The organism is Njordella calcicola (assembly GCF_056494125.1).
In genome coordinates this window covers 5532384-5550092 of record NZ_CM151396.1, presented here as the reverse complement: position 1 = coordinate 5550092, position 17709 = coordinate 5532384, and the positions used below count along the sequence as shown (strand labels likewise).

General features: G+C 53.3%; 14 protein-coding genes. 9 read left to right on the top strand and 5 right to left on the bottom strand.

Annotated features, from left to right (window positions below):
* Positions 1 to 51 precede the first annotated feature (51 nt).
* The 7 genes from SH302x_RS21440 to SH302x_RS21410 are packed head-to-tail and all read left to right on the top strand — an operon-like array spanning position 52 to position 7880.
* On the top strand, positions 52 to 531 hold the full coding sequence (locus SH302x_RS21440; RefSeq protein WP_479364740.1) for a QcrA and Rieske domain-containing protein: 480 nt from the start codon (positions 52 to 54) through the stop codon (positions 529 to 531).
* A gap of 17 nt (positions 532 to 548) precedes the next feature.
* Positions 549 to 1955: a cytochrome b N-terminal domain-containing protein gene (locus SH302x_RS21435; RefSeq protein ID WP_479364738.1), complete on the top strand. Its 1407-nt coding sequence runs from the start codon at positions 549 to 551 to the stop codon at positions 1953 to 1955.
* A 39-nt stretch (positions 1956 to 1994) separates the two neighbouring features.
* The gene (gene coxB / locus SH302x_RS21430; protein ID WP_479364737.1) at positions 1995 to 3056 is read left to right on the top strand and encodes a cytochrome c oxidase subunit II; all 1062 of its coding nucleotides are present in this window, start codon (positions 1995 to 1997) and stop codon (positions 3054 to 3056) included.
* An 8-nt stretch (positions 3057 to 3064) separates the two neighbouring features.
* Positions 3065 to 5593, top strand: coding sequence for a cytochrome c oxidase subunit I (gene ctaD / locus SH302x_RS21425; RefSeq protein WP_479364735.1), 2529 nt, complete (start codon positions 3065 to 3067; stop codon positions 5591 to 5593).
* Between the two features lie 2 nt (positions 5594 to 5595).
* Positions 5596 to 6036: a hypothetical protein gene (locus SH302x_RS21420; protein ID WP_479364733.1), complete on the top strand. Its 441-nt coding sequence runs from the start codon at positions 5596 to 5598 to the stop codon at positions 6034 to 6036.
* Between the two features lie 3 nt (positions 6037 to 6039).
* Positions 6040 to 7023, top strand: a complete 984-nt coding sequence (locus SH302x_RS21415; RefSeq protein WP_479364731.1) for a cytochrome c oxidase assembly protein — start codon at positions 6040 to 6042, stop codon at positions 7021 to 7023.
* A complete protein-coding gene (locus SH302x_RS21410) occupies positions 7020 to 7880 on the top strand; it encodes a hypothetical protein (RefSeq protein WP_479364729.1) in 861 nt (286 codons plus the stop codon). The genes SH302x_RS21415 and SH302x_RS21410 overlap by 4 nt, the downstream gene beginning before the upstream one ends.
* A gap of 7 nt (positions 7881 to 7887) precedes the next feature.
* Here SH302x_RS21410 and lpdA read toward each other — a convergent pair whose 3' ends face one another.
* The 4 genes from lpdA to SH302x_RS21390 form a co-directional block, all read right to left on the bottom strand.
* Complete coding sequence (gene lpdA / locus SH302x_RS21405) at positions 7888 to 9312, bottom strand: dihydrolipoyl dehydrogenase (protein ID WP_479364728.1); 1425 nt, start codon at positions 9310 to 9312, stop codon at positions 7888 to 7890.
* Between the two features lie 95 nt (positions 9313 to 9407).
* Entirely contained in the window at positions 9408 to 10019 is a 612-nt protein-coding gene (gene rpsD, locus SH302x_RS21400) for a 30S ribosomal protein S4 (RefSeq protein ID WP_479364727.1), read from the bottom strand.
* A gap of 300 nt (positions 10020 to 10319) precedes the next feature.
* Positions 10320 to 11522 (bottom strand): NAD(P)/FAD-dependent oxidoreductase, encoded by a 1203-nt coding sequence (locus SH302x_RS21395; RefSeq protein WP_479364726.1) that lies wholly within the window; start codon positions 11520 to 11522, stop codon positions 10320 to 10322.
* 274 nt (positions 11523 to 11796) lie between these two features.
* On the bottom strand, positions 11797 to 13689 hold the full coding sequence (locus SH302x_RS21390; protein WP_479364725.1) for a tetratricopeptide repeat protein: 1893 nt from the start codon (positions 13687 to 13689) through the stop codon (positions 11797 to 11799).
* 143 nt (positions 13690 to 13832) lie between these two features.
* Between SH302x_RS21390 and SH302x_RS21385 the strand changes: the two genes are divergently transcribed.
* Positions 13833 to 14483 (top strand): death domain-containing protein, encoded by a 651-nt coding sequence (locus SH302x_RS21385; protein WP_479364724.1) that lies wholly within the window; start codon positions 13833 to 13835, stop codon positions 14481 to 14483.
* Between the two features lie 74 nt (positions 14484 to 14557).
* Entirely contained in the window at positions 14558 to 15715 is a 1158-nt protein-coding gene (locus SH302x_RS21380) for a sialidase family protein (RefSeq protein WP_479364723.1), read from the top strand.
* 65 nt (positions 15716 to 15780) lie between these two features.
* Here SH302x_RS21380 and SH302x_RS21375 read toward each other — a convergent pair whose 3' ends face one another.
* Positions 15781 to 17709, bottom strand: coding sequence for a prenyltransferase/squalene oxidase repeat-containing protein (locus SH302x_RS21375; RefSeq protein ID WP_479364722.1), 1929 nt, complete (start codon positions 17707 to 17709; stop codon positions 15781 to 15783).

Below are 17709 nucleotides of genomic sequence, written 5' to 3'. Positions count from 1 at the left end.
GGCAAATCGCACAACAAGTTTGTTTGCGATGTTTTGAAAAGGGTGTTTCTGATGGATCGTCGAAAACTCCTCTCTGTTGTGATATGCACAGGAGGAACTGCCATCGCTGGTGCGACAGCTATCCCTGCGCTGTTGGCGACGCTGCATCCCAGCTTGAGTCGACGCAACGAACCGCTCTGGCGTGAGGTCGGAAAGCTTTCCGATTTTGAGGTGGGAACAATACAAGAAGCGATCGTCAACGTCGGACGCGGCGATTGGGCTCAATCGCTGCAGACCAAGAGTGTTTATGTATGGCGGAAGGCAGATCCAACCGAGACTGTTGTTTTTTCTCGCAATTGCACGGACTTGAGTTGTCCCGTGAATTACGACGCAGGTAGCGAATGCTTTTTTTGCCCTTGCCATGGTGGCGTTTTCAATAAAGAAGGTCAGCCTTTAGCAGGCCCGCCGCCAGTTCCACTTTATCGATATGCGATTCGAGTCCGTGACGAAGTCTTGGAGATTGATCTTCGCTCCCTTCCACCTATGACGTAATTCGAGAAAGGCTCGCAATGGGCAAGCCCCACGAATGGTTGATCGATCGGTTCGCACTTCAACCCATCTATGACCGCTTACTTCATCGCCGTGTGCCCAAAGCGCGTTGGTACATCGGTGATGGTTCGACGTTGTTGGCTTTGCTAGGAATCCAAGTGCTGACAGGTGCTGTCTTGGCACTCACCTACTCACCCGCAGCCGATAGCGCGCACGCCAGCGTGTCGTACATCAGCCAGACACAGTTTTTGGGTTGGTTCATTCGTGGACTGCATTACTGGTCAGCCGGCGCGATGGTGGTGGTCTTGTTCTACCATCTCTTTCGACAAATCATGATTGGCGGCTATAAGTCGCCTCGCGAAGGGACTTGGATTATCGGCGTGCTGATGTTCTTCGGTGTGTTGCTGCTGGCCTATACCGGCTATCTATTACGTTGGGACGAACGTGCCGTCCATGGAGTGCGCGTCATGTTGCATATGCTGCAGCGCGTGCCACTGCTGGGTACATCGTTGGCTGTTTTCGTTCAAGGCGGCGATGACATTGGCCCCATGACTTTAACGCGGTTGTATGCAGTTCACGTATTGCTCGTTCCGCTGGGCTTGTTTGCGCTCACCGGCTTACATGTGTACTTGGTCGTTCAACGAGGTACGGTGACACATACCGAAAAAGAGCAAGGTGCATCTTCGGCCGAAGAGCAAAAGGCGATGTACGAGGCGGAGGTTGCTTCTGAGAAAGGCGAGCTGTTCTTTCCCTTTACGATGTTCAAAACCGGTTTGATGGCTGGTGCTGTGCTTGCGTTTGTTTTCGCGATGGCGATTTTTCGTGGAGCTCCTGCGTTGATGCCCAAAGGGAACTTGGATCAAGCTTCGATGCCAGCCGAGGAATGGTGGTTCTGGTGGCTGAGCGGCCTGATTGCATTTCTACCCCCTGCAATTGCCCCTTGGTTCATCGTGCTGCTACCAATCCTTGTTTTCATCATCCTCATCGCCTTGCCATTTGTTGATCGCAGCCCTCGACGCGGCGTCCGACGTCGGCCGCTGGTTTTGATGGCCGTGGTGCTAGTCATCCTGGCCATCTTGGCACTATCGGATTATCGCCGACGTTCGGATTTCACCGGTTGGCCAGACATGCCGCCGCCGGAGATCACGCGAGTTACGCTGTCACCCGAAGCCGAGCAAGGGAGGTTATTGTTCGCTCGCTATGGTTGCAATTCGTGCCATGCTGTCGGAGGGCAAGGTCGCAAAGTGGCCGTCGATTTCGCGGAGCTAAAAAACATGCGTTCCAGCGAGTCCATTCGCGACTACATATTGAAGCCCCCTGCAGGTATTGCGATGCCTGCTTACGAAGGTCGGCTGAGCGACGACGAACTCAATGCACTTACCGCGTTCTGTTTGGTCGTTCAAACCTTACCGCGACGGCCTGAATAAGTTTGCTGTGGCTGGCAACGCAATCTCAAGGAACGGAACATGAACCCACTGCAACACTTCAACGATCGCTGGTCCGATTGGATGCGCAGGTCTAGCAAAATTGGCGTGATGATCGTGTGCCTGTTGGCGGCAGGCTGTCACAACGATCATCATCAGTCGATGCTGCATCCAGCTAGTCCGTCAGCACAGCAGATTGCCGGATTGTGGTGGTTCTTGCTGGCGGTCTGTACGACCGTATTTGTTTTGGTCATGACGTTGACTTGGCTGGCCGTGCGTCCACAAAAAACTGCTTCGCATGCAACAATCCTAACGCCTGAATCTCAACCTGAGGGGAAGGCGCGCCAAGGCTTAGGTGACCGGTTCATCGTTTGGTTCGGAGCCATCATTCCGGGCGTCATTCTGATCGCCATCCTCTTGGTTTCCGTCAGTACGCAGAAGTCGCTTGCGCAACCGGAGACAAAGCTCACGATCCAAGTCATCGGACATCAGTTTTGGTGGGAGGTGCATTACCCTGACGCTGACTTTGAAATCGCCAACGAGATCCGCATTCCAGTGGGGGAGCCGGTGCGATTGGAATTGAAGTCTGCAGACGTGACGCACAGCCTGTGGATTCCAAATCTGCAGGGTAAAACCGACCTGCTGCCCGATCGAGTGAACGTGGCGTGGATACAAGCCAATAAGCCGGGCGTATATCGAGGCCAATGTGCAGAGTACTGCGGCGTCCAGCATGCACTGATGGCACTCGAGATAGTCGCTTTGTCTCGCGATGACTTTGATGCTTGGCTAGCCCGTCGTCAGCAACCCTTCGAACTTTCGCTTGATCCGCAACATCAACGCGGCCAAGACGTCTTTCTCAAATCGAACTGCAATAGCTGCCACACAGTAGGTGATCGCCCAGCCGCTCAGAAGCGAGGGCCAGATCTCACGCACTTCGGTGATCGCCAAACGATTGCGGCTGGCTTACTGCGTAACAATCACGAGAACGCGGCCAAATGGATTCGCGATCCGCAAGGGCTTAAGCCTGGGAATCTCATGCCCGCGACGCCGCTAGATGAAGATGACTTACTGGCTTTGGTCGAATTCTTGGAAAGCTTGAAGTAGGACAAAGCATGACTATGGAATCGACCATCAAGAACATGAGCGACAAAGAGCAGCGTCTGCGGCAGACGTGGGCTCCTGCACGTGGATTTCCCGGCGTCTTGTCGGAAGTCAACAACCAGATTCTTGGCAAGCGGTTTATGATCACCGCGTTTACGTTCTTTCTGATCGGCGGCTTGCTCGCGTTGCTGATGCGCGTGCAACTAACGATCGCTCACAATAATTTCCTTGGGCCACAGTTGTACAACGAGCTGTTCACCATGCACGGCTCGACCATGATGTTCCTGTTCGCCGTCCCATTCTTGGAAGGTTTGGCGCTTTACTTATTGCCGATGATGATCGGGGCACGTGATGTCGCATTTCCACGACTGACCGCGTATGGCTATTGGGTCTACTTGTGTGGCGGCGTGATTTTCTACGCAAGCTTCCTGTTTGGCGAGGTCCCCGACATTGGCTGGTTTGGGTACACACCTTATTCTACCGACCGCTACACCAGCATATCGACCGACTTCTGGCTATTAGGTTTGAGTTTGGTGGAAGTCGCCGGGCTCACAGCAGGTCTAGAAATTGTCGTGACGATCTTAAAGTTCCGAGCCCCTGGGATGACGTTGGCGCGAATGCCAATCCTGGTATGGTCCTTCCTGGTTGTTGGGATCATGATCCTTATCGCATTCACTGTGCTTTTGACGGCGACGGTGCTCCTTGAGTTAGATCGAGCAGTAGGGACCGCTTTTTTTGATGTCGAGCGAGGCGGCAGTAACCTGCTGTGGCAACACTTGTTTTGGTTCTTCGGGCATCCCGAGGTGTATATCATGTTCTTGCCCGCAGCGGGCATTATCTCGGCCATCATTCCAATTGCCGCGGGCAGGAAGATCGCTGGCTACGCGTTGATCGTGGCTGCTATCGTGTTAACCGGTTTTGTCAGCTTTGGTTTGTGGGTGCATCATATGTTCGCCGCAGGTTTACCAGCGCTGTCGATGACATTCTTTACGGCGGCCAGCTTGATGATCGCTATTGCCAGCGGTATCCAAATCTTCGCTTGGATCGCTACACTCTGGCGAAGCAGCCCCAGGCTCCATCCAGCGATGATGTATGCGTTGGGATTCATGTTCCTGTTTGTGCTGGGTGGATTGACTGGAGTGATGATTGCGGTGGTACCCTTTGATGTGCAAGTCCACGACACTTACTTTATCGTCGCCCATATGCACTACGTGCTGATTGGCGGCGTGATCTTTCCCATCTTTGCTGGTCTATATCATTGGTACCCCAAAGTGAGCGGGCACATGTTGCATCCGCGACTTGGGTTAGTCGGTTTTTGGGCTAATTTTATCGGGTTCAATCTGACTTTCTTTCCAATGCACATCATGGGGATGCTGGGCATGCCGCGGCGTGTCTACACCTATCCGCGTGAGTTGGAGTTAGAGGGCTACAATCTGTTGGCAACCTGCGGTGCATTCTTGATGGCCCTGGGCGTGTTACTGTTTGTGATTGATATGCTCTATTCTCGAAAGCGAGGATCGGAAGCAGGCGATAATCCTTGGAACGGCGACTCGCTGGAATGGTCGATTCCGTCGCCGCCGCCGATTTTCTCTTTCATTACGTTTCCCATCGTTCGCGGCCGCCATCCACTGTGGGAATTGGAACGCGATCCTGACCCACAGTTGTTGCAGTTACAACGCGCCTTAACGGCCCAGCCGCAAGATTGGCGAGGCAATCTAATCACGGATGCCACCGACACGCAGCCGCAAGCAATTCAGTATTTGCCTGGCCCATCGTATGTGCCGCTCGTCGCTGCAGTTGCCACTGCGATTTTGGCCATTGGCATTCTAACCGGAGCATACATTGTGGCTGCGTTTGGCTTGGCCAGCCTCATCGTCTTCTTGTTGCGTTGGTTGTGGCCTCAAACTGCAGTATTGGAGATGCTGCGAACCAGCGATCTGCCCGCACAAATTGGCTTACCTGTTACGTCGACGGGGACTCGTTCCACGGTTTGGTGGGCCATGGTCTGCTGGCTAGCAATGTATGGAGCCGCCTTTTCAGCCTTGCTATACACCTACTTTTATCTACGCTTGTTTTCCCAGCAGTGGCCGCCCGCTGAGATTGGCAATCCTGGCTTGTGGCCTGCGATCATCGGATATGGATTGCTGTTGGCAGGGTGGGCGGCTCAAGATTTTGGGCTGAGCCAATACCGCAAGCAACAATGGTCGTACGCCGGACATGGAACGCTGACAGCCATTGTCTGTGGAATGAGCTTCATTGCGATCAAGTGCTGGGAGTTCTGGACCGTGGGATTCACTCCGATCATCAACGCCTATGCTTCTGCGTTTTTTGTGTTGAGTTGGTCTGTGTTGCTGGCGGTACTGATCGGTGTGGTGATAAGCGTGATTGCCTTCGTTCGCTCCAAGAATAAACATCGTCAGTATCACGAGAGCATTCTCTTGAACTTAGAGCTAGCCTCGCTGCAATGGAGGCTGATCGCTGCCGTCGGCTTGCTTGGGTTCATCGCTTTGTACCTATCGCCATACTTCTTGCCGGGGTAAACATGAGTGCTTCAAATAACCAACACAATGATGCAACACAGGCTGTCGATAGCTCGATGGATGTCGATTGTCGGTGGTGGACGGGTATTTGGGGTGGGGGGATTGTATGGACCGTGCACTTTCTATCCGTAGCTTTCATCGCTGAATGGGGTTGCTTTGCTGAGTTGCATCAGTGGCAGTTGTTTGGCATCACGGGGATTGCATGGGCGATCTTGGCCGTGACACTCGCAGCGGCTACCGCTGGAGTCTGGGTTATTTGGATGGCGTACAGTGTCCTGCAGCATGAGATGGGAGTTCCAGCCCGCCCAGAGAGTCCTGACATGTACGATCGGTCCGGAAACCGTCAGTTGCTGGCCAAGGCGGGCTGGATTGCAAGCCTATTCTTCTTGCTGATCGTTCTTGTGCAAAGCCTTCCGATTTGGTTTTACTTGACGGGGTGCTGACCTATGCTGCAACCCACGCGAACTCTACTGCACGCAGGGCACTTCAGGATGTGCCGCAAGCTACCTTTGGCGGTTCTGCTGAGTCTGTGGTTGATGCCAAGCTCCGCTTGGGCACATGGCGCACCGCTGGACCGTGTGGTAACGGCCAGCGACTGGAACTTCGATATCGTACTGCTTTTGAATCTAACGCTTCTTGGTTGGTTCTATGCTCGCGGTCTGATAGCGATCTGGCAACGCGTGGGTGTCAGTCGCGTCATCGAATCGTGGAACGCGTGGTGCTTTCTGCTGGGCTGGTTGGCGTTAGCGATTGCTCTTGTTTCACCGCTGGATCTATTAAGCGAACAGGTTGCGTGGGCTCATATGGTTCAGCACATGCTGCTGATGACAGTCGCCGCACCACTGCTAGTGCTTGGGAAACCAGGGCTCGTTTGCTTTTGGAGCCTATCATTAACAGCCCGGCGAAAGATTGCTCGTCTGGCAAGTCGCAGTGGTATCTTTCATTGGCTGAGCGATGCGAGCTGGAATCACGTCGCGATGTGGGGACTCTATGCGCTGGTGACTTGGTTGTGGCATGTCCCGGTGCTGTACAATGCAGCATTACGATGGGCTTGGGTGCATGATGCACAGCACCTTTGCTTCTTCATCGCGGCCTTACTTTACTGGCGCACGCTGATCGACCCCATGAGTCAACGGCGATTGGCAGCACCGTTGGCAGTGCTGTCGCTGTTTGGCACCACGCTGCACACAACGGTTCTGGGTGTCATGATGACTCTATCACCGGAACCATGGTACCTGACGTACGAAGGGCGATCGACGCTCTGGGGCTTTTCGCTGATTGAAGATCAACAACTTGCAGGCCTGATTATGTGGATGCCAGCTTGTGCTTCTTATCTACTTGTGTCGCTGATTCTGCTAGCGCAACGAGTAAACCAAACGGCAGAACATATTCAACTACGCTATACCTTTAACGGCAGCAGAGCACCATGAATAGCAAACAGGACTTCGCTCGCCGCCAGCAAGGCTCCGCGATCGTCGACTCGATAGCCATCGTCGCGGTCATCGCTTCTTTTGCCCTGTGGGGCTTCACTCGATTTGCAACCGAATCAACGCCAAGCAGTTTGCCAAGCAGTCCGAGTTCGGAGCATGAGCATCGGTTGGGGGCTCATGGCGGCATCATCGCTTCGTTTGCCCGCGATACATTGCATGCGGAAGTGTTGTTAACTGAAGAAGGCGAGCTATCGATCTACACATTGGGGCGCGATGAAAGCGAAGTGATCGAAGTGGACCGACTGCCGTTGTTTGTCGAGCTACGAGATGCACAAGGACAACGGATAGAAGCGACCCTGGCCCCCAATCCCACCCGCGGCGATTCTTCCAAGCGAGCATCGCGTTTCACGGCCGTCGTCGAAATTAAGACCTTGCGGCCTCCGCTGCAGATCACGATTGATAATCTGCAGATACAGGGCACACGCCATCGATTGGGAGTCGCGTGGAATCCACCAAACGACGGACCAGAGATGCCCGCCAATCTACCGGCCAGCCGACAGCAAGAGTTGTACTTGTTGCCTGGCGGACTATATACCGACAAAGATATCGTCGCCAACGGAAATCGAACGGCATCGGAGGCTTACGTAAACTTCCAAGCCAAACATGATTTCCAGCCAAAGCCCGGCGACCAGCTTTGTCCCATCACGCGAACCAAAGCGAACCCAGAATGTACGTGGGTCATTGGCGGCAAGACGTATCAGTTTTGCTGTCCGCCTTGTATCGGTGAATTTGTGAAACTTGCAAAGTCTGATCCTGACCAAATCCAACCGCCAGTGGCGTATGTCAAAGATCGGTAGATTGGACTTAGTGCTTCTTCGGTTTATAGATTTCCGTTGCCGTACCAAAGTACACTTCGCCAGCGTTCATCAGTGTTTCGCTGAGGGTTGGATGAGGGTGCACAGTCTCGGTGATGTCGCGCACGTTGCAACCCATTTCGATGGCCAATGCCGCTTCCGAAATCAGTTCGCCGGCCCCTGCTCCGACAATGCCGCAGCCCACGATGCGATCGGTTTCCGGATCGATCAACCACTTGGTTAAACCTTCAGGACGATTGAGAGCTTGAGCCCGTCCGCTGGCTGCCCACGGATACGTTTCTACTTTCACATTCCGACCTTCGCGGACCGCTTGTTCCTCGGTCAGACCCGCCCAAGCAATCTCAGGATCGGTAAAGACCACTGCTGGAATGGCGAGCTTGTCAAATTCGGCTGGATGGCCCAGCAACGCTTCGATTGCAATGCGGCCTTCGTGAGTCGCTTTGTGAGCCAGCATCGGATCGCCTGCGACATCACCGATGGCTAAAATGTGTGGATCAGCCGTTCGCTGCCGTTTGTCGCAGACCGCAAAGCCGCGTTTGTCAACTTCGACTTTAGTGTTTTCGAGGCCGATGTCAAAGGTGCGAGGGCGACGGCCGACGCTAACCAAGACGCGATCGAATCGTTCGTGGCCGTATTTCCCGGGTCCTTCAAAGGTCACTTCGACTTGATCGCCAACTTCAGCCACCGAGCCAACTTTTGTATTGGTATAAATTCGTTTGTCAAAGAGCTTTTCAAGCCGCTTTTGCAGCGGTTTGACCAGATCGCGATCCGCACCAGGAAGTAGTCCAGCGGTCCATTCCACCACGGTGACTTCGGAACCGAGTGATGCATACACGCTGCCCATTTCCAAGCCGATGTATCCACCACCGATGACCAGCAGTCGTTTGGGGATGTCTTTGAGATCCAACGCCCCCGTGGAATCCATGACGCGGGAAGATCCGATTTGAAAGGCGGGCGGCATAGCAGGGATACTGCCAGTGGCCAGCACGCAATGATCAAACGTCAGCTTATTGTCTTCTGGAATTGACTCGTCGTCGCCTTCCAAAATCAGCGAGGTACTGGATTCAAAGCGGCCTTTGGCTTTGATGACGGTCACGCCGCGGCGTTTGGCCAGTTGAGCTAAGCCGCCACTGAGCGTGGAAATTACTTTGTCCTTCCGCTCGCGAACCGCATCGATACTGATTTTAGGTTTTTCAAACTGCACGCCCCAGTCATCGGTCAGCTCTTGGGCTTCGTGGATCACTTTGGCAACGTGCAGCAAAGCTTTCGACGGGATGCAACCACGCAGCAAACAAGTACCTCCCAGCCGACCTTCCGATTCGACCAGGGTGACTTGCATGCCTTCGTCTGCCGCCAAAAACGCTGCGGCATAACCGCCAGGACCACCGCCTAAAACAACTAAAGGTGCGTGCATTTATGAAACCCTAAAAGTGAGAAGCGGCTAACCGAAATAGCTAGCCGCTTTGCAACACAAGCGACAAAACGATACAGATCTGCCAACCGCAACGCTTATCGAGCCAAGAATTCGACCACGATGTTTGCGTTCACAGGCAAGGAAATGTCGGTAGGTCCGGGAGCACCCTGGACGGTGACTTTCAAGCCTTCGCTGTCAAACGCAAGCCAATCGATTGGCGTTGGCGAGTTGTTGGCGATGATGCCGCGATACAGATTACGAACGGTCTCTCGTCCGCGAACTTCAATGACATCGCCGACGCGGCAGATGTAGCTGGGCGAGGAAACCTTTTTGCCATTGACCAAAATATGGCCGTGCGTGATGCCTTGGCGAGCTTGCGGGCGAGTTTTGGTCAAACCAGCGCGACGCACGATATTGTCCAAACGTCGTTCGCAGATCAGGAGCATCAATTCCCCGGTATTGCCCACGCGGCGGACCGCTTCGGCGTAATATCGACGCAATTGTCGTTCGCCCAAGCCATAGTAGTACTTGATTTTTTGTTTTTCGGCCAACGCAGTACCGTAGTTGCTAGTGCGGCGTGGCTTGGGGTGCATACCGGGCGTGCTGTCCTTACGCTTATCAAAGGCGCGAGTGACGCCTGCGTTTTCATACAGCAAAGCACCATATCGACGGTTCACGCGGGTTTTAGGACCAGTATAACGGGCCATTTTTTAGACTCTCCTGCCACTCGTCCCAGCAGCGAACAACATGCAAGACCGTCATTAACAGTCTGCGAATCAACGGCGGACGCACCGCTGAATAGCTTGATCCAACAACACAACCACGCGTTGCGGCCGGTCAAGCGACTTTTCGTAAATGCGAATTGGTGAGGGTTTTCCTCAGTTTCGCGGGTCGAGCAGTATCCTCCAAACCTGCGTCACTGGCAAGGGCAAAGCGACGTGGGCAAGGCACGTGAATTGCCCTTTTTCCCTGTTTTTTGCCATTTTATCGCGCAGAATGTGCAAATCTTAACGGCCAAAACGAAACAAGTCAGCATGCTCCATCTGCCCGCTGGCGATCTGCTGCGAAATCATCTCGGCTGCGATCACGCTGAAGGTAATTCCGTTGCCGCCGAATCCGAGCGCGAATTGGCAGCGAGGGTACTCGGGGCTTTCGCCAATATACGCCAGTCCATCGCGAGTCCGGCCAAATGTGCCCGCCCAAGCGAACTCGGGTTCCCATAGTAGGTTCGGAAGCAATGCTCGGGCCTTCTTTTCAATCTGTTTCGCTTTACTAGCCAACGCCGCATCACGCCGCGTTGGACTATGAAACCGATCGTCCTCTCCGCCAACCAGCAATCGTCGATCCGCAGTCACCCTCAAATACAAATACGGAGTTTTGGCTTCCCAAAGCAACCAGTCCTCACGCCAATTTGCCAAATCGACCAGCGGTTGCGAAACCAACGCGTACGTATTGTCTAAGTTGACGACCTTTTCCTTAAGCAAACTTTGCGACTCGTAACCAGTCGCTACGACCACATGGTTGGCGTCGACATGAAAGCCACGCGAAGTGTGCAAGCGAACCTTGCTGCCACGGTCTTCAAAACGGTCGACATTGGTTCGGTCATAGATGCCTGCGCCCTTGCTGACCGCATCGGCTAGCAGGGCATGCGCTAATCGATAGGGATCACAACTAGCCGCTTGCTGGCTGGACAAAGCCGCTTGGCCTTGCAATCCAAAACGCTCGCGAACTTCGTCCGCGTTATGGTACGTCACGTCCAAGCCCAAAGCGATTCTTGCACGAGCTTCATTGGCTAACTTGATTGCGGCTTGCTTTTCTTCTGCAAAGTAAATGCTCGTGCAACGCTGAAAACCGCAGTCAACCTCCAACGATCGCACGATGCTTTCGAACTGATCGATCGAAGCATGCGAAAGTTGGTAAGCCCGCGAGGCAGCTTCCTCGCCAATCAGCGACGCCATATCGATCATCGAGATATCAATCTCGTACTGTATCAACGCTGTGCTGGCCGAGGTACTGCCGGTACAAATATCACGGCTATCGAGCACTATTACGTGATGGCCGTCGGAGGTGAGCCGCTGAGCCAACAGCGCGCCGGTGATACCAGCTCCGACGACCACGCAATCACACAGGAGATTCCGATCAAGGGGTGGGTATGTGGCGATGAGCCCATTTCGCACGAACCAAAACGGTGATAGAGAAGTGAGCTTCACAAGCAATGCCGCTGGATAACGTATAGCTACAGGTAAAATGGATTCAGTTTGGTCTAGTACTTCGATCTCGTAGCCGACCTGAGCTATAGAAAGCAACCGACTGAAAGTCGATCTTCCAGGCTGCTTCTCGATTCAAATCGCTAGCCTGCTGTCACAAGCGTGTCAGCACTGGGCTACAACTTTGTCGTATAGGTATCAGCAGTTTGTGTGCCGAACTCCCGAATCCATGACGGGACGGCGTAGTGCAGCGTTGACTCGCGAGCTTTCTTCGGAGTTAGTTTTCGCTTTCGTCCTTACCACTTTGGAGGTCTTGTATGAGAGCCTCCAGGCCTTGTTCCTCTGGAGCTGCTTCTGGCGGTTGCTGCGACGCATTGGCTGGGTTCAATTCCAGTTTCAAATCTTCGTCCTCCAGGGGTTGGTCGCCTAATTGCAATTCCTTGATCAACGCATCGTCTGATTTCGCTTGATTCTTTGACTTGGTGGCCGCGATCTGTTGGTTACGAAGTTCCTCTATCCGTCGCTCGATCAGTTCCACAAATTTCATTTCGCGGTTTGCTTTGTCTTCTTCCCCTTGGTCGGTGTAAATGGAGACCAATTTCTTTCGTGTTTGCACGGTCATGATTGGGGACTTGAGCACGGCAGCTTGATATGCATTGATGGCATCCTCGGTGCGGTTCATACGCATCAAAATGTCCCCTTTGGCATCGAGCACGTCTGGGGCGTTATCGCTTTGTGTTACCGCTTGCTCAATCAACTCAAGCGCACGATCGAAATTTGGTTCTGGTTGCAACGCCAGAGATAAAGCATAACTTCGCAATGCGACCACGATATTCGGATTGATCTTCAGAGCTAAATCCCAATGCAGTTGAGCTGTTTCCTGAGATTGCTTGATGTAGTGCAAGTTGGCGAGCAGCAAGTGGCTCAACAGTGGAGATGACGCACTGGCAAGTTGGTCGTTCAGCGATCGAATCCCATCGTCAATTGCAGATGGTTGAGCCAGCAACGCTGTCAGGTTATTCAAGTCGTTTTGAAGGTTTGGATTGGCAGGGTCCGCCTCTATTGCTCGATCCAGCAAGACGAGGTTTGCTTTAAAGCTGGACTGGTCGAGTTGAGCGGAACTCATGTACGCCGACCGCAAGACTTGAGAAATAGCCCGACGATATTCCGCTTTGTTTTCACGTCGGACGAGACCTTCTTCCAAAACCGCGACTGCTTTTAGCACTTCGCCGCTCAACAGATGGGCTTCGGCGACCTTCATTCGGTCCTCTGTCTTCTCTTCTTCCGTGTTCAGATTACGGGAGTAATAATTCACGGCACTCTGGATCGCTTGTTGCGTGCGAGCGGGCTGGTTATGACGACGGAAGGCGCTTGCCAACAGGAGCCGGAAATTTGGGTCACGGTCCGCGGCTACGGAATACATGGCGAGAGCTTGATTGATCTTGCCGTCATCCTCCAACATCTTGGCGCGTTGGATCAACAGTTGTGGGCTGGTGCCCGCCCATCGCGCAGCCAAATCCAAGTGATGCTCTAACTGTTTTTCGTCGACCGATTGTTGTGTCATCGCAGAGCTGCGCAGTATGTCGTAGGCTTTCCAAGCATGCGCGGCGGGATAGCCATCGGTGTCATCAGGGGCCAAAGTGTCCATCATCGACCTTGCTTTGGTCAGATCGCCCCGCTGGGCCATTTGAGCCGCCACATAATACTTCGCTCGTTTGTTGTTTGATTCCTGATTAAGCACCCGTTGGTACAGCAGAAACGCGTAGTCCGCTAATTCCTGTCGCTCTTTCAGCTTTTGGGCTTCTGCGGTTCCGTCACCCTCGGTTGCGGCCTGAGAGTTGGAGCCTTCCATCTGTTTGAGTTCTTCATCAGCGCCCGTTCCGTCTTCTTTCACCGGGGCGGCGGCTTCTGCGGCTTCCAAGTAATTCGTCAGAAGGCTGCTTGCGGCAAACGTATTGCCCCACATGACGACACCGAATACCACAAGCAAAATGGCCAGCGGGACGATACCTACAGCCGCTGTACCCCACGTGCGTGAGTATCGCCATTGGTCGAAGCTACTGAGAAACGCTTGGGCTGCACGCTTGGGGTCCAGCCACCCGCGATCGAAATTCGACGACTTGAATTCCGACGCGGAAGAGGATGAACTTGCCTCATCTCTTTTTGACATAGTGTTCTGTCCAAACTTTAGGTTTACCGTAGATGGTTGTGATAAATGGCTTACGCTATAAAATTGGGGTGGTCCAAGTGGTCTTGGGTATCAATACGCTGGACGTGCTGACTGGACTGCGGACGCATCACTAGGATCTATCCATGTTCGATACCTTTACATTACTTGTCATATTGCTGCCCATAGGCACATACTTGGCGGTAATCGGCTGGTGTAACAGCCAACTACGACCGGTGGTGGTGTCTGGTTCCCGCGACTTTGTGGCGTTGGGGCTGGCTTGTATTGGGTTGTTTTTGGTCGGGCCATTCAGCTTGTTTTTTCCCCAGTCGGCTTTCAACATCATGGGCGGTTGGGTCTGGCTGGCTTTAACCATGTTGTATTTGCTGTTGCTGTCCTTGGTCGCTATGGGGCAGCGTCCTCGCATCGTGGTCTATTCTGCCGATTCCTCCAGATTTGTCCAACAGCTTTGCGACTGCCTGAAATCCCTGGACGAACAAACCAAATGGGCAGGTTTGTCGTTTCATTGTCCACAACTTCAAATCGAAGGGAATGTCGAAGTTCGAAATGGTGAACGAACAGTCCAAATTACCAGCAGCTCTCGGCATCAAAATCTCACTAATTGGTCTAATCTTCAGCACACTTTGCAGGCCAAGTTTGCCGCCGAGCCCAGGAAAATCCATCGGCTAAGTAGCTGGCTGGTCGTCGGGATCGCAATTCTAATCATGACCTGCGGTTTAGTCTTGTTAAGACCTGATGATACTTTGGCCGCCATGCGAGAATTGCTGCGGTTCTGATCGACCCTGAAGCGTCAGCCCTATTTGCTTTCCCCGCCTTTTAGCCGTTCAGCACACTACTTAAGGGATTCCGCATGACACTTTTTGCAATGCGTCTGCTCCTAATTCTCTCGGGCCTCTCGTTCCTCAGCGGATCACTTCCAAGAGCGCTCGGCCAAGATTCGCAACCGCTTCTCCACGAGCAAGATCTGTTTGTTGCTGGCGAAGCGGGGTATGCAGGTTTTCGAATCCCCTCGATTTTGCAAACCAAGTCGGGAAGCTTGATCGCTTTTTGCGAAGCGAGGAAGTTCGGATTGTCCGATAGCGGTGACATTGACTTGGTCCAACGACGTTCCACCGATGGCGGTTTTACGTGGACCGAACTGGAAGTCGTTTGGGACGATGGCGCTAACACTGTTGGTAACCCCTGTCCTGTGGTCGATCAAAACAGTGGACGTATTTCGTTACTGCTAACTTGGAACGCTGGTTCCATTGCGGAGAAAGATATCCAGCCCGGCTATGACGAAAATTCACGTCGGGTGTTCGTTGTTCATTCGCAGGACGATGGCGTGTCTTGGAGCGAACCTAAGGAGATCACGCGACAAGTCAAACTGCCGCATTGGACTTGGTATGCAACAGGTCCTGGAGCTGGTATTCAAATGCGCAATGCTGACTTTGCAGGTCGCTTGATCATCCCATGCGATCATAAGGTCATCGAGAGCGACCAGACATCGTACTTCTCGCATGTCATCTTCTCGGATGACGGCGGCGAGTCTTGGCAGTTAGCAGGCGTCACTCCCAAATCGGAAGTCAACGAGTGCGAAGTGGTCGAATTGAGCGACGGTCGACTGATGTTGAATATGCGCAGCTATGCGAAGTCCGCTAAAGCGAGGCAGATCGCCTGGAGCAACGATGGAGGTCAATCGTGGAGCGATCAGCGGATCGATCCCGTGCTGATTGATCCTATTTGCCAAGCGAGCTTGAGACGATTCGCATGGGAACACGAGAGGTCACCTAGGGGCATACTCCTGTTTAGCAATCCCGCCAGCGAAACCAAACGCGAAAAGCTCACGATTCGAGCAAGTTTAGATGACGGTTTGACTTGGCCGATTTCGCGACAGTTGTACGCAGGAAGTTCAGCTTATTCCTGCTTGGCTGTTCTCTCAGACCGAAACATTCTTTGCCTCTACGAACGCGATGGTTATCAGAAGATTACACTAGCGAGATTTGATTTGGACTGGCTGCTAGAGTAACCTCGCGTAGGCCTTCTATTGATCCGATTCCAGTAATCCACCGAAGATGGATGGATCGAGTTTGCCTAAAGCTCAAAATTGATCTTGGTGGCGTCTTGTTGAATCGGCAGGATGCGATAGTAAACTTCCAGCGTCAAAGCAGCCATGGCTGTGGTATACAAACGCCCGCCAACTTGATTTAAGCCATGGTCGGATTCACTGCTGGTAAAGCCATTGCCCTCAATGCCTTCGACATAAGCAAACCAACTGCCCGCTTCATGGCCTTCTTTGGCTTGTGTCGAAAGATAGATTGCCTTCATCTTTTCGTTCCACAATGGCCACACGCTTGCCTGGCTGTAAAACAAGAAATTCGTTGCGTAGTAATTGAAGTAAACATCGGTTGATTCAGGTCCATCGTCGGCTTCGCCAGGGCCGCGGAAGACAACATGTTCGATACTCTTTCGAATACGAGGATCTGTAGGACTCCAGCCACGCATTAATCGCATCAGTCCCCCGATCGCAGTCATCTCTGGAACTGGCGCACGAACTTCGCGATAAAAGTATACGGTACCGCTGTCCATCGATTTGCTGTCGAGAAATTTATCGATCTTGCGAACGTTCGTGGTTGGCACGACTAATCCTGCTGCCGCTGCGCTGCGCAGAGCCATCATCTGCCAGCCAACGATCGATAGATCGCCGGATTGAGATGGAAAGTAACCCCATGAACCATCATAGGACTGGGATGAGCGAATAAAGTTGATGGCGCGTTGGCAACCTGGTTCTAGCCAAGCATCCTTAGTCATCTGGTAAGCTTCGCAAAGTGCAAAGGTCGCAATGCCTTGTTCATACATCAAGTGTTTCGAATGCGCGACGAACTGCCCTGGCATCCGGGGATCGGCAGGCGAGCGATCGCCGTTTTGCATCGCACCCAGCAGATACGACAGAGCACGATAGACTTCATCGCGATAGGGGCCTTCACGGTGCGTGTAACCCGCGCCCAGCATCGCTAACAAAGCCAAGCCTGTTGCGGCTACCGTTTTGGGTTGACGAATGCCTTGGCGACCATCTTCACGCGATCCATTGCGGCATCGACCCATGCAATCGGGGTGGTCTTGGATCGTGCTCCAACTGCCGTCGCGGAACTGGTGCTTGACCAACCAAACAATCGCCGCTTCTACCGCTGCTTCGGTCGCTGCGCTACCGCCATTGGCCATCGCTAGCTCATGACGCTTACCAGCTTGGCGGCCATCCAGTGAAAAACCGCCGAACACTTCGCCGGTTGGAATAAAAAACGGAGTTGAAGAACTATCGTTCAGGCTATCCAGTTCCGATCCCGCTTGGCTTCGATTCGCGCTGGCCATATCGATCGATACTTGCCCCACTCCCAATGGGGAAGCTTGCTGCGGCGAGACCGCAACCGTATCTTGCTGCGCTGAATTGGACATCATCTGCCGCTGATTATTCAAAGCGCTTTGCTGGTCGTTGGCGGTCGGTGAAGGTATTTCAAAGCTTACGATGTCGGTTTCGGATTGGTTACCCGTGGTTACAATCAAAGACGATTTGTCGCCGCCGGAATTACCTGCCGCGATTACCAGCGACATCAGCACAATGAAGATCAGCGTGTGGCAAATGAGGCTGCTAAGAAAAGCGGCAAAGTCCCGGCTACGCCATGCTGGACGTTTGCTTGGCGCTCCAGCGGTTCTTTTCACTTGAGTCACTGCGGCGGGGGCAATAGCTTCGGACGCGGCGCTTTCTAGCTGCGTTGTCGCCTTGGGCGGCTGCGGGGGAGCCTGCGGTGGAAGTCGAGTCGCGTTCGCTGGACTACTCTGTTTTTTAGCATCCGCCGACTTGGTAGCGTGGGACAACGGGATTCTCTCAGACTCGCGTTGCTGCTTTTGATAATCTGCCCATCGCGAATCTACCGTGTCAATCGGACTGGAGCCGTCATCGAACGGAAGATCCGCAAAGGGATCGATCGATTCTTTCGGCGATGAATGGCTCGAAGTTGGCTTCAT

Coding starts and splice junctions, on each gene's coding strand:
- SH302x_RS21385 (WP_479364724.1), top strand. CDS start 13,833: ATGTTCGATACCTTTACATTACTTGTCATATTGCTGCCCATAGGCACA.
- SH302x_RS21375 (WP_479364722.1), bottom strand. CDS start 17,709: ATGAAGCCAACTTCGAGCCATTCATCGCCGAAAGAATCGATCGATCCC.
- SH302x_RS21415 (WP_479364731.1), top strand. CDS start 6,040: ATGCTGCAACCCACGCGAACTCTACTGCACGCAGGGCACTTCAGGATG.
- ctaD (WP_479364735.1), top strand. CDS start 3,065: ATGACTATGGAATCGACCATCAAGAACATGAGCGACAAAGAGCAGCGT.
- lpdA (WP_479364728.1), bottom strand. CDS start 9,312: ATGCACGCACCTTTAGTTGTTTTAGGCGGTGGTCCTGGCGGTTATGCC.
- SH302x_RS21420 (WP_479364733.1), top strand. CDS start 5,596: ATGAGTGCTTCAAATAACCAACACAATGATGCAACACAGGCTGTCGAT.
- SH302x_RS21390 (WP_479364725.1), bottom strand. CDS start 13,689: ATGTCAAAAAGAGATGAGGCAAGTTCATCCTCTTCCGCGTCGGAATTC.
- SH302x_RS21410 (WP_479364729.1), top strand. CDS start 7,020: ATGAATAGCAAACAGGACTTCGCTCGCCGCCAGCAAGGCTCCGCGATC.
- SH302x_RS21380 (WP_479364723.1), top strand. CDS start 14,558: ATGACACTTTTTGCAATGCGTCTGCTCCTAATTCTCTCGGGCCTCTCG.
- rpsD (WP_479364727.1), bottom strand. CDS start 10,019: ATGGCCCGTTATACTGGTCCTAAAACCCGCGTGAACCGTCGATATGGT.
- coxB (WP_479364737.1), top strand. CDS start 1,995: ATGAACCCACTGCAACACTTCAACGATCGCTGGTCCGATTGGATGCGC.
- SH302x_RS21440 (WP_479364740.1), top strand. CDS start 52: ATGGATCGTCGAAAACTCCTCTCTGTTGTGATATGCACAGGAGGAACT.
- SH302x_RS21435 (WP_479364738.1), top strand. CDS start 549: ATGGGCAAGCCCCACGAATGGTTGATCGATCGGTTCGCACTTCAACCC.